The organism is Pauljensenia sp. UMB9872 (assembly GCF_030212665.1).
Lineage (GTDB): Bacteria > Actinomycetota > Actinomycetes > Actinomycetales > Actinomycetaceae > Pauljensenia > Pauljensenia turicensis_B.
In genome coordinates, this window is sequence record NZ_JASOER010000031.1 from 1 (window position 1) to 12639 (window position 12639).

A 12639-nucleotide genomic window follows, 5' to 3' on the forward strand; every position below is an offset into this window, starting at 1 on the left:
GCCATATATAGACCCGATTTAGCTAACCTGAGCAGCAAGAACGTCTGAGCTCAGACACACTTTTTGCTACTTAACCCCTTCTTGATGAGGATCCGTTCAAGAAGGCCGGTGTCATTCTTGAGCGCATCATCGGCGAGTGGAATCCGGTGATTAACCGCTTCTGATTGTTCAGTGCGGTGTGGGAGAACGCTTTGGCGTTCTCCCACACGTGCATTTACGGCATCTGTTCAAGCTTGTGCCGGGTCAGAATTATGCGGTGTCAGGGGCGCCGATGGCCTCTGCATGAGCGTGTTTACGCTTGTGGTACAGGCGGTGGCTGGCTTCAATCAAAAGTCCGGCACCGATTCCTGCCACCCCGATCACAAGCCAATGTTCGTGCGTTGGCCAGCTGAGCGCTAAGAAGGTGCGAATGACGGGAATGAAGACCCCAATGAAAGCTCCGAGTGCCATGAGGAGCACGAGTCCACCACGCCAGCCTAAGAGTGGACGAGCGGTGACCGAGACTAGCCAGAGCGCGCCGACAATCAGCGAAAGCGTGGCAATGGTCCTCGCGTAGTCATCTCCAGGGCCCACGATTGCGTAGCTACCAAGCGCTGCCAGAGTCAAGGCAATTCCTGCGGGCACCGCTAAGGCAAGTGTTCGGTGCAGAAACCCAGGCACGTAGCGCCTAGCATTCGGTGCGAGAGCAAGGAAGAATGCGGGGATGCCGATCGTCAGTGCATCGATGTAGGTGAAGTGACGTGGAAGGAACGGGTATTCCCACGCCATCAGAGCACACGTCACAACGATCAACGCCGCGTAAACGGTTTTGGCAAGGAAGAGAGCGCAGACGCGTTCCATATTCGCAATAATGCGTCGCCCTTCAGCTACCACTCCTGGTAATACAGCAAACTTTGAATCAATCAAGACGATCTGCGCGACAGCCTTCGTTGCCTGGGACCCGTTGCCCATCGCGATTCCAAGGTCGGAATCTTTCAGAGCAAGGGCATCGTTCACTCCGTCGCCTGTCATTGCGACCGTGTGCTCATTAGCCTGCAGTGCCTGGACCATCGCGCGCTTCTGCTCCGGCGTCACACGCCCGAACACATCCGTTTTCTCAACGATCTGGCCGAACTCATCTGACAAAGTATCTGCGGGGAGAGTTCGCGCATCCGTGATGACCAAAGGCTTCCCGTCGGAACGGCTCAAACCCGCTTGGCGTGCCAGAGCGCCAACAGTCACCGGATTATCACCCGAAATCACTCGAACACGGACGTCTTGGCGAGCAAAATATGTCAGCGTATCGGCTACGTCTATACGCAAGTCTTCTTCCAAGACAATGATGCCCACAACGCGTCGTACGTCTGGAAGCAGGTAGTCACCGGAAGAAACGTCGAGTGCCGTTGCCTCGTCGCACTCTTGGCTATGAGCTAGGGCGACAACGCGCAAACCTTCCGACGAATACTCGTCGATGAGCTGATCAAACTCCCCGGGTTCTTGCGAAGAACGAAGAATCTCCGGAGCCCCCAAATACCAGCTGCCACTAGTAGTCCCACACGCTGACCACTTGCGAGCTGATGAGAACGGAATCGCCCAAGTCACCTGGTCTAGATCCGCGTCGGAACAATAATCGTCAATCGCCTGCGCTGTTGCATTCGCGCGATTGGCGCTCAAAGCTTTCAGAGCGAGCGTGGCCTCGTCCTCCGAAACATTCGCACCAAGGCGAAGCGTGCGCACCCGAATATGGCCTGTGGTGAGAGTGCCCGTCTTGTCGACGCAGAGACTGTCGACTCGTGCGAGAACTTCCACCGCGGGCAGTTCTTGGACAAGCACTCCCCTGCGCGCCAACGTCGCCGAACCGATCGCGAAGTTCATTGAAGTCAGCAACACGAGGCCCTGCGGAATCATTCCCACAACGCTCGCGACCGCCAGCACGATCGCTTGGTTCCAGGCCGCATCAGTGCCGGCAATGCGGGTTTGCGACCACATGGTCAGCACAATCACCGGAATGAGTAGCGCGGAAATGACACGCAGAACCTTGTTGATACTCACCTGAATATGCGAAATAGTCCGCGTGTAGATGCGAGCTCGACGAGAAAGATCTTGCGCGTACGTCTTCGCACCCACCGCGTGGGTAACCATGATCGCGCTACCAGCAACGACCGAGGTTCCCGCAAGAACCTGATCGCCCGCTTTCTTCTTGACGGGTGTTGATTCACCGGTCAGTAGCGCCTCGTCAACCTCTAGGCCTGAGGACTCTTCAACGACGCCATCTGCGCAAATCTGCGTGCCCAATTCAAGGCACATGACATCATCAAGCACAACATCCTTGGCGGGGATCTCTTGAGTTTTGCCACCACGAATAACCAACGCTGTTGGAGCATCGACGATTGCGAGCGAATCAAGAGTCCGCTTCGCCTTCAATTCCGAAACAATGCCGATAATCGCGTTGAAAACCAGCACACCTCCGAAGACAACATCCTGAGGATGCCCGAAGATGAGCACCAGCACCGCAGCACTGATCAGGATCGCGTTAAACAACGTGAAAACATTCTCGCGAATAATCGAAGCAATCGATCGCGAGGTTCTTTGGCGAACATCATTCGTATCACCGCGTGCAACACGTTCTCTCACCTCAGCGTGCGTCAGACCGGAGAGTGTTGAAGAGTGCGTCATTACGTCCTTCAGTGTGGGCGAGGATTTTAAGTCGGACGGGTACGTAAGCCCCATCTGGGCAACGTGTCAGTCAAAAGTACGAGCGGGCTTTTCCTTCTTCAGAGCGTGGGTGTCTAAAGGAGCATCCTTTAACGCCATTGAACGGCTCTTCAGCAACGATGTCACGACCGTAACCACGATGGTCACGATAATGAAGGACAAGGATGGAAGGATTCCGATTTCCGGTGCCCAGTGAATGCCTTCGCCTCCGTTAAGGAACACAAGCGTGTTCTCGTGCATCGCGTGGAAAACCAGCTTCATTCCGATGAAGGCAAGTATTGCTGCCAAGCCGTAGTGCAGGTAAACCAGTCTTTCCAGCAGGCGTTCGATCAGGAAGTAGAGCTGACGCAGACCAAGCAGAGCGAACGCGTTCGATGCGAACACCAAATAGGGTTCATGGGTCAGTCCGAAGATTGCCGGAATCGAGTCGAAGGCAAACATCAGGTCAGCGGTGCCCAGCGCAAAGACCACGAGGAGCATCGGCGTCAGATACGTGCGACCACCGTGACGGTGCAGGAACTTGTCACCAATGAAACCGTCGGTCACGGGGAAAACGCGACGCATCAGTTTGACGAAGGAATTCTCGTGGTATTCCTCGTCTTCGTGTTCATCTTCTCCGCCAATACCTTCACGTGCTTGCGAGAACGCGGTCCAGAGTAGCCAGGCGCCAAAGATAAAGAAGACCCACGTGAAGCGTTCAATCAGCGCTGCGCCAACAAGAATGAAGACGAGGCGCAGAACGAGGGCGATGATAATGCCGGACAACAGTGCCTTTTGCTGATAGTTACGAGGCACCCTGAAGGACGACATAATGATGATAAAGACGAACAGATTATCAAGTGACAGAGCCTTTTCTGTCAGGAAGCCAGCGTAGTATTCGCCGGCAAATTGGCCACCGTAGACGCCCCAAATGATGAGGCCAAAGGCAAGACCAAGAAGAACGTAGCCGATCGACCACCAGGTCGATTCTTTGAGAGTCGGAGCGTGCGGTTTACGCACGTGGCCAACGATGTCAACGGTAATGAGGGCAAGAATTGCGACGGCCAGACCAAACCAGCCGAGGGCGTGAACATGCACGGGTGGGAACCTCTCTGAGGTACGAGCAATTATAGTGAGGTCTCTTCCCACCCGATGTTCGGGCTGCTGATCCGAGCGATGCTCGTGTCCAACGCCGTGGTGACGAACCAGCACTTCGTGGGATTACTCCCCTCGCAAACCAGTCTACCTAGATCGCGCTACGATACCCCGATGAAAAGCCAGTATGTGGAGAACCTAACGAGATTACCTCCGAGCAGACACTTCAGCTCTCATTAGTTAGCTGCCCTCATTTGGCGTAGTTCCTTCTTCAGATCCTGCAACTCATCGCGTAGACGCGCAGCGACCTCGAACTGTAGGTTTTCGGCGGCTACCATCATTTGCTTCGTTAAGTCTTCGATCAATTCTTCAAGATCTGCTTGCGCTACACCCGCGAGGCTTAGTGCATCAGGCTTCGAACGAGCAGACGCTGTTTTTTCCTTACGGTATCCACCGTCGAGTAGCGTGCGCGTATCAACTTCTTCACGCACAAGCATGTCGGTGACATCAGCAATCTTCTTACGCAGTGGCTTCGGGTCGATGCCATGGACGGTGTTGTAGGCAATCTGCTTCTCACGACGACGCCCAGTTTCGTTGATCGCAGCTTCCATCGAAGGCGTGATGTTGTCGGCATACATATGCACTTCGCCCGACACGTTACGTGCTGCACGACCGATCGTCTGGATCAGCGATCGAGTCGAACGCAGGAAGCCTTCCTTGTCCGCATCGAGGATCGAAACAAGGGAAACTTCCGGCAAATCCAGACCTTCACGCAACAGGTTGATGCCGACCAGGACGTCGAAGTCGCCTTGACGCAGTTCTCTAAGTAATTCAACGCGACGCAGGGTATCGATGTCAGAGTGCAGGTACTCGACACGGACGCCACGGTGAGCGAGGTACTCGGTCAGGTCTTCCGCCATCTTCTTCGTGAGCGTCGTGACAAGAACACGCTCGTCCTTTTCGACACGCTCGCGGATCTGTTCCAGAAGATCGTCAATCTGTCCCTTCGTGGGCTTGACGATAATCTTTGGATCCACCAGTCCAGTCGGGCGAATCACCTGTTCCACTACCCCATCGCTTCGCTCAAGTTCGTAGTCACCCGGGGTCGCCGACAGGTAGACCGTCTGGCCGATGCGTTCAATGAATTCGTCCCACTTCAACGGTCTGTTATCCATTGCTGAGGGCAGTCGGAAACCATGATCGACCAGAGTACGCTTGCGCGACATATCGCCCTCGAACATGGCACCGATCTGCGGAACTGTCACATGCGATTCGTCGATGATCAGGACAAAGTCATCGGCAAAATAGTCCATCAGCGTATGGGGCGGAGTGCCGGGGCCTCGTCCATCGATATGACGCGAATAGTTTTCAATGCCCGTGCACGTCCCGATTTCTTTAAGCATTTCTAGGTCGTATGTGGTGCGCATGCGCAGACGCTGGGCTTCAAGTAGCTTGCCTTGGGATTCGAACCACGTGAGGCGTTCTGCCAGTTCTTCTTCAATCGAGGCAATGGCGCGCTTCATGCGCTCTTCGCCGGCAACGTAATGACTGGCTGGGAATAGATAGACATGATCGACTTCGTTGATAACATCACCGGTCAGGGGATGCAGGACTGCCAGCGAATCAATTTCATCCCCGAACATTTCGATGCGGATCGCCAGCTCCTCGTACACCGGGATGATTTCGATGGTGTCGCCACGAACTCGGAAAGTGCCTCGCGTGAAGGCGACATCATTGCGAACGTACTGCATATTAACGAAGGCGCGAAGAAGGGTATCGCGGTCGAGGATCATGCCACGTTCCAGCTCAACCATGCGCTCAACGTACTCTTCGGGAGTACCCAAGCCGTAGATGCACGACACGGAGGCAACGACCACCGTGTCACGACGGGTCAGCAGGTTGTTCGTCGCCGAGTGGCGCAGGCGTTCGACCTCGTCGTTGATCGACGAGTCTTTCTCGATGTATGTATCCGTCTGCGGAATATAGGCTTCCGGCTGGTAGTAGTCGTAGTACGACACGAAGTACTCGACAGCGTTATTAGGCAACAGTTCGCGGAATTCAGCGGCAAGCTGGGCGGCAAGCGTTTTATTCGGCTCGATAATGAGCGCCGGTCGCTGAATCTGCTCAATGAGCCACGCGGTCGTTGCGGTTTTACCCGTTCCCGTAGCACCGAGGAGAACAATATCCTGTTCGCCGTCATTCAGGCGCTTGACCAATTCCGCGATTGCAGTCGGCTGGTCGCCCGATGGCGTGTAGTCAGAGACAACCTCAAACGGCGCTTCTTGCCGCACAACTCGTTTGCTCACAGTCCTACCGTAGTCACTTTGCCAGACTCATGCCGATTGGGGGCCTATCGCCTGCTCGTGATGTACGAGGCCGGGATCATCTGCCGGTCGAACTGCCAGTTGTACCCGAGTTTGTCAGCCATTGGGCATGAACTGTCGCAACCAGACGTTGAAGATCCACGAGCGAGCCGGTATTTGTGATCCAAATGTGGCAGATCGCACGTCGTTCATCACTGTTCGCTTGGGATGCGATTCTTTTCCGGGCCTCGTCAATCGTCATCCCGCGAGCTTGTAAACGGCTCAGGCGCATATCAAGCGGAACATCGACCATCATCACGGCGTCAAACTGGTTGTGCATGTGTTGCTCAGTCAGCAGAGGAACATCGTAAAGAGCAATGTTCCCCGGTTGGGCGGTTGAAAGAATCTGGCGGGAACGCTCAGCAATCAAAGGATGAGTGATTGCTTCCAATGTCTTTCGGGCACTAGCATCAGTGAAGACCTGCTGGGCTAGTGCTCCTCGATTGAGAGTCCCGTCATCATTCAAGATGGCGTCACCAAACACTTCTTCGATACGACGAAGACCGACGCTTCCAGGTTCGACAACTTCACGTGCGATGGCATCTGCGTCGGCAACGACCGCGCCAAGACTCGCAAACGCAGTGGCAACAGATGACTTTCCAGAGCCAATTCCACCGCTCAAACCGACGAGCAGTGCGCGGTCTGTTGGAATGACGAAAGGACGAAGAAGGTCAGCAGACGCGCCTCCCATGTGAATCTGGGTCATGATGCATTCCTGACGGCTGTTACGATCCGAGCGACTTCATCCTGATCCGTACCACCGCCTAGAAGAGGTGCACGCATATGAACCGCGCGAACGTGTGCCACTTTGAGGAAGGCCGCAACATTGTGTGACCGCAAGCCTCCGGAAGCCACGATAGTCAGGTCGTTTCCTGCACGCGATGCAAGGTGCTTAAGGACTGGCGCTTGAGCTGTTGCGTCACGTCCGCCAGTGGTAAGCACCCTCGCAAAGCCGAGGGACATCAGTGTGTCAAGAGACTCGTCATAGTTGCGGGTTTCATCAAAAGCACGATGGAAGGTCAGTGGCGCATCACCAGCGGCGTCTTTGAGTGCTTTACATGCTTCGACATTGATCTGCCCATCATCGGTGATCGCTCCGCATACAAAACCCAGTTGCCCCGTGCTCACGTAGCTGGCGAAATGATTGACGCGATCATTCAGAATTGAGACCATCTGGTCTACTTCATCGCGTGAATGAACAAAGTCACCGCCTCGCAGGCGAAGCATTGCGTGGACACCCGTTGGGGGGGCCAGCGTCAAGCTTTGCTCAAGAAGCTGGATATCCGGCGTCAGACCTCCGACGTCAAGGCGGGCACACAGCTCAACACCGTCCACGCCCTGATCCGTTGCAATCGCAACACTAGGAAGGTCCTCAACGCACAGCTCAATATGAGTCATAGCTTCATTGTCCTATATGAGTCGGCGAGCGACTAGCGTCCGCTATTCTTCAGCGTTCGCACTAGCTGGAGATTGCAGTCATAGGAGAATGAATCGACGCGTGGTGTGAATAAACGCGTGTGCCCCACGAACACAGTTCGTGGGGCACACGTTCATCACATCAGAGCCGAGGCTCTGTGATCAGTTCAGTTTCCGTTCGTGAGCTTCTCACGCAGAGCTGCGAGAGCCTCATCGGAAGCGAGGGTACCAACGGTCTCCGGCTCGACGGAGGACGAGGAAGAGGTGGCCTCGGGAACAACCGGAGCTGCTTCGGCGTCTTCTTCCTGTGCCTTGATGACCTGAGCCTTGTGGGCCTGCCAGCGTGCCTGCGCTTCGGCATACTGTGCTTCCCAAGCCTCGCGCTGCGCCTCGTAGCCTTCCATCCATTCCTGGGTTTCCGGATCGAAGCCTTCGGGGTACTTGTAGTTGCCGTCTTCGTCGTACTCAGCGGCCATGCCGTACAGCGAGGGATCGAACTCTTCAGAGGTCGGATCGACGCCTTCGTTTGCCTGCTTGAGCGACAGGGAGATGCGACGACGTTCGAGGTCGATATCGATGACCTTCACGAATGCGTCGTCGCCAACCTTAACGACCTGGTCCGGCAGCTCGACGTGACGCTGAGCAAGCTCGGAAATGTGGACGAGACCTTCGATGCCGTCTTCGACGCGGACGAATGCGCCGAATGGAACAAGTTTCGTGACCTTGCCCGGCACGACCTGGCCGATCGCGTGGGTACGGGCAAATGCCTGCCACGGATCTTCCTGGGTTGCCTTGAGGGACAGGGAGACGCGTTCGCGATCCATGTCGACGTCGAGAACCTCGACGGTGACTTCCTGGCCAACCTCGACGACCTCTGACGGGTGATCGATGTGCTTCCAGGAGAGTTCGGAGACGTGGACGAGGCCGTCGACACCACCGAGGTCGACGAATGCGCCGAAGTTAACGATCGAGGAGACGTTACCGGTACGGACCTGGCCTTTGCCAAGAGTGTGGAGGAAGTTCGTGCGAACCTCGGACTGGGTCTGCTCGAGCCATGCGCGACGCGAGAGCACAACGTTGTTGCGGTTCTTGTCGAGCTCGATGATCTTCGCTTCGATCTCGCGACCGATGTACGGTGCGAGGTCGCGGACGCGACGCATTTCAACGAGGGATGCGGGGAGGAAGCCACGAAGGCCGATGTCGAGGATAAGACCACCCTTGACGACCTCGATGACGGTGCCGGTGACAACGCCATCTTCTTCCTTGACCTTTTCGATCTGGCCCCAGGCGCGCTCGTACTGTGCGCGCTTCTTCGACAGGAGCAGACGGCCTTCCTTGTCTTCCTTCTGGAGGACGAGGGCTTCGATCTTGTCGCCAACAGCAACAACATCGTCAGGGTTCACATCGTGCTTGATGGAGAGCTCGCGAGAGAGGATAACGCCCTCAGTCTTGTAGCCGATGTCGAGGAGGACCTCATCGTGGTCGACCTTGACGACAGTGCCCTCGACGATGTCGCCATCGTTGAAGTACTTGATGGTTGCGTCGATGGCGGCAAGCAGATCTTCGGTCGAGCCGATGTCATTAACCGCGACCTGCGGCGTATTGGTGGTCATGTAGTTGTGTCTCCGAAACGGACTGAATAGTAGGTGTACAGAAGTGGCGAATCGGCAATCGCGTACACGAGTGCCAAGACACCGCTAGCAAGTCTACCAGTTCGTTAACGCGCTCTTTTCCACTGTTTGATGAATAAAAACGTGGTTTCGGTCGCGTTTATCCGTTACGGACACACATTTGATCACGCATCCACCTAATGGGCGGCGGCCATCCAGTTCCCTCCCACTCCCACTGCGACATCCAAAGGCACCTTCAATTGGACTGGCGAGCTCATCTTGTCGCGGACAAGCTCCTCAGCCTGCTGACGTTCTTCCGGTGCTATTTCAAGGAGCAATTCGTCGTGGATTTGGAGCAGTACGCGTGACTTCATGTCAGCCTGATGCAGAGCGTCGATAACGTTGACCATCGCAATTTTCACGATATCCGCTGCACTCCCCTGAATCGGCGCATTCAAAGCAGCACGTTCGGCCATCTCGCGGCGCTGCCGGTTCGATGAGGTCAGGTCGGGCAGATAGCGCCTACGACCGAACATCGTTTCCGTGTAGCCGTTGATCCGAGCCTCGTCGACGAGCGAATTCAGATAATCGCCTACCCCCGCGAAGCGTTCGAAATAACGGTCACGCAACGCAGCTGCTTCGTGGACGGGAATATGCAGCTGTGCGGACAGACCGTACGAGGACAAGCCATACGCAAGACCATATGACGTGGCCTTGATGCGAGAGCGTTGCTCACCCGTCACGTCTTCAACGGGCGTATCGAAAACCATCGCAGCCATCGTCTTGTGCAGGTCCTCGCCGGTAGCGAAAGCTTCGATCAAGCCCTCATCTGCCGACAAATGCGCCATGATGCGCATTTCAATCTGGGAATAGTCGACGCTCATCAAAGACTCAAAGCCGGGACCAGCAACAAAACCGGAACGGATCTTCAGGCCATCTGGGCTACGAGCCGGAATATTCTGCAGATTCGGGTCCTTGGATGCCAAACGGCCAGTTGTGGTAACAACCTGTGAGAACGTCGAGTGAATGCGCCCATCGGGGTTGGTGGAAGAAATCAACGTGTCCACCATCTGCTTCAATTTGATTCGATCACGGTGCATCAGCAATGAGTCAAGGAATACGAAGCCCGGACCACCCGAATCTCGCGTCTTTTCGCGCAAGTCAGCAAGAGCCTCAGCGTTCGTCGTGTAGCCGGTCTTCGTCTTCTTTGTCTTGGGAAGATCGAGGACCTCGAAAAGAATCCTCTGCAGTTGCTTGGGACTGGAAAGATTCACATCTTCACCAATCACATCAAGAGCAGTCTTGCGGGCCACATCAACTTCGAATCCCAGTTGCCTCGACTGGGAACGCAACTCGTCACTATCAACGGCAATACCTGTCGCTTCCATCTTCGCCAAGACCCTAGATACGGGAAGCTCCATCTGTGTCAGCAGGTCCAGTTCACCGTTATCCGCTAAAAGCGCGCTCAAGGTCTTCCACACAAACGGCAGGGAGTAGCAGATACGCGCGCATCGTTGAATACGTTCTTGAATCTCACCGCTGCCGACGATCTCGAAGAGAGCGTCCGTCTTCTTTTCTTCTTCGGGCAACTCAATGTTGAAATAGCGGTTCAAGATTTCTTTGATCTCGACGCTCTTTGAATCGGGGCGTGCGAGATAGGCGGCAAGCTGAACGTCCTTCGAAGGCCACGCCATCGCCCACCCGTGTCCTGCCAAAGCGTGAGACAGAGCTTTGGCATCATGAACGACGTGCGAATCGCTGTGCTTCAGGACCTTCACTAAAGCCTGATCCTGCACCGGAGAGAGCATGGTCGGGTCAATGACAAGGACACGACTTCCTGCGCTCAACGCAAGAAGATCGATGTGTCCATGAGCAGGGATACCCTCCCCGTCAGCCCAAATCGCATCAATGTGGCCAGCTGAGCGCGCCCAGTCGGAAATGTCAGTGGCATCGGAGGCGACCGACACCGTTAAGGGTGCCGTCCAAAAAGCCTGGTCGGCTTCGTCCCTCGATTCCTCTACTGAGTCATCGCCCACACTGACCGCAAGCACCTGGTTACGCAGGCGCCCAAACTCCAACGTATCGAACAATGCAAGCAATTCAGTCTTTTGAGTAGCCGCGGGGACAAGATCCCCCAGCTCAACCCCCACGTCCAGATCCGTGAGCAGACGATTCAAACGACGATTACGCGCAACATCACCAGCATGTTCGCGCAGTGCCTCGCCACGCTTACCCTTCACCTGATCAGCATTCGCCATCAGGTTATCGAGGCCATCGAACTCGTTAATCAGCTTCGCCGCTGTCTTCGGTCCAATACCGGGAACGCCGGGCAAATTATCAGAGGTCTCACCGACAAGAGCCGCAATTTCCGGGTAACGGAACGGTGGGACACCGTACTTTTCTTCAACAGCAGCGGGCGTCATGCGCTTCAAGTTCTCGGTCGACGCACCCGGATATAGAACCGTCACATTCTCAGTCACCGTCTGGAAAGAATCCCTATCCCCCGACGCGACCAAGACATGCATCCCGGCTTTCTCACCACGGTGAGCAAGCGTCGCCAAAATATCGTCGGCTTCGTAGCCGTCCTTGCGCAGGGAACGAATACCCATCAGGTCCAAAATCTGGCTAATCAGTTCAACCTGGCCTTTAAAGGGTTCCGGCGTCGCATCACGCGTTCCCTTATACTCCGGATACTCCTCGGTGCGGAATGAATGGCGCGACACGTCAAACGCCACCGCAACATGTGTCGGCTTTTCCTCTTGGATCATCTTCACCATCATCTTGATGAAGCCGTACACCGCATTCGTATGTTGCCCCGAATGGGTCACGAAACGGTCAGCCGGAAGAGCATAGAACGCGCGAAAAGCCATCGAATGGCCGTCGATAATCAGCAAAGTGTCACTCACACATGTAACCCTAGAGGTATGCATGGACAAACCGCACGACAAACCACGCCCGATCCTTCCCACGATGGCGGATTCGTGGGCGCACATTGGCCACATTCCCTGATGGAAGCCATGCGAATGGACGTGTTAGAACATTCGCCCGAAAAAACAGTGATCTCTATGCCCGTCGAAGGAAACACCCAGTCAGCTGGGATTCTTCACGGTGGGGCAAGCGCAGCGCTCGCGGAAACAGCGGCATCATTTGCTTCCCAGATTCACGCTCGTAACGTTCACGGCGCTGATCGCGGGTTCGCGATGGGCACTGAACTGACGATTTCCCACATCTCGTCGGTTTCTACCGGTCGAGTAATCGCGACGGCAACGGCTATTCACCTAGGTGGTTCATCGACGGTCCACCTTGTTGAAATAAAAAACGAGGCCGGGAAGCTGATTTCGTCGGCGCGCGTAACGAACCGGATTATGGCGCGACGAGCTTGATCGTTCGATGCACACCACAATCGGGTTAAGTAGCAAAAAGTGTGTCTGAGCTCAGACGTTCTTGCTGCTCAGGTTAGCTAAATCGGGTCTATATATGGC

8 protein-coding genes are annotated in these 12639 nt (G+C 55.3%); 1 reads left to right on the plus strand and 7 read right to left on the minus strand.

Translation table 11 applies throughout. The annotated features are described in order from the left end of the window. Window positions 1-249: 249 nt before the first annotated feature. The 7 genes from QP109_RS09070 to polA form a co-directional block, all read right to left on the minus strand. On the minus strand, window positions 250-2655 hold the full coding sequence (locus QP109_RS09070) for an HAD-IC family P-type ATPase (RefSeq protein ID WP_285024410.1): 2406 nt from the start codon (window positions 2653-2655) through the stop codon (window positions 250-252). A 66-nt stretch (window positions 2656-2721) separates the two neighbouring features. Then, window positions 2722-3771 carry a TerC/Alx family metal homeostasis membrane protein gene (locus QP109_RS09075; RefSeq protein WP_101627755.1) on the minus strand — a complete coding sequence of 350 codons (1050 nt, stop codon included), beginning with the start codon at window positions 3769-3771 and terminating at the stop codon, window positions 2722-2724. A 233-nt stretch (window positions 3772-4004) separates the two neighbouring features. Continuing rightward, complete coding sequence (gene uvrB / locus QP109_RS09080) at window positions 4005-6074, minus strand: excinuclease ABC subunit UvrB (protein WP_285024411.1); 2070 nt, start codon at window positions 6072-6074, stop codon at window positions 4005-4007. Window positions 6075-6150: 76 nt separating this feature from the next. Continuing rightward, window positions 6151-6837 (minus strand): dephospho-CoA kinase, encoded by a 687-nt coding sequence (gene coaE, locus QP109_RS09085; protein ID WP_285024413.1) that lies wholly within the window; start codon window positions 6835-6837, stop codon window positions 6151-6153. After that, window positions 6834-7529: a copper homeostasis protein CutC gene (locus tag QP109_RS09090; protein ID WP_285024415.1), complete on the minus strand. Its 696-nt coding sequence runs from the start codon at window positions 7527-7529 to the stop codon at window positions 6834-6836. The genes coaE and QP109_RS09090 overlap by 4 nt, the downstream gene beginning before the upstream one ends. A gap of 185 nt (window positions 7530-7714) precedes the next feature. Continuing rightward, window positions 7715-9160: a 30S ribosomal protein S1 gene (rpsA, locus tag QP109_RS09095; RefSeq protein WP_285024416.1), complete on the minus strand. Its 1446-nt coding sequence runs from the start codon at window positions 9158-9160 to the stop codon at window positions 7715-7717. Between the two features lie 194 nt (window positions 9161-9354). Next, on the minus strand, window positions 9355-12063 hold the full coding sequence (gene polA / locus QP109_RS09100; protein WP_285024418.1) for a DNA polymerase I: 2709 nt from the start codon (window positions 12061-12063) through the stop codon (window positions 9355-9357). A gap of 18 nt (window positions 12064-12081) precedes the next feature. Between polA and QP109_RS09105 the strand changes: the two genes are divergently transcribed. Then, window positions 12082-12540, plus strand: coding sequence for a PaaI family thioesterase (locus QP109_RS09105; protein WP_285024420.1), 459 nt, complete (start codon window positions 12082-12084; stop codon window positions 12538-12540). Window positions 12541-12639 lie beyond the last annotated feature (99 nt).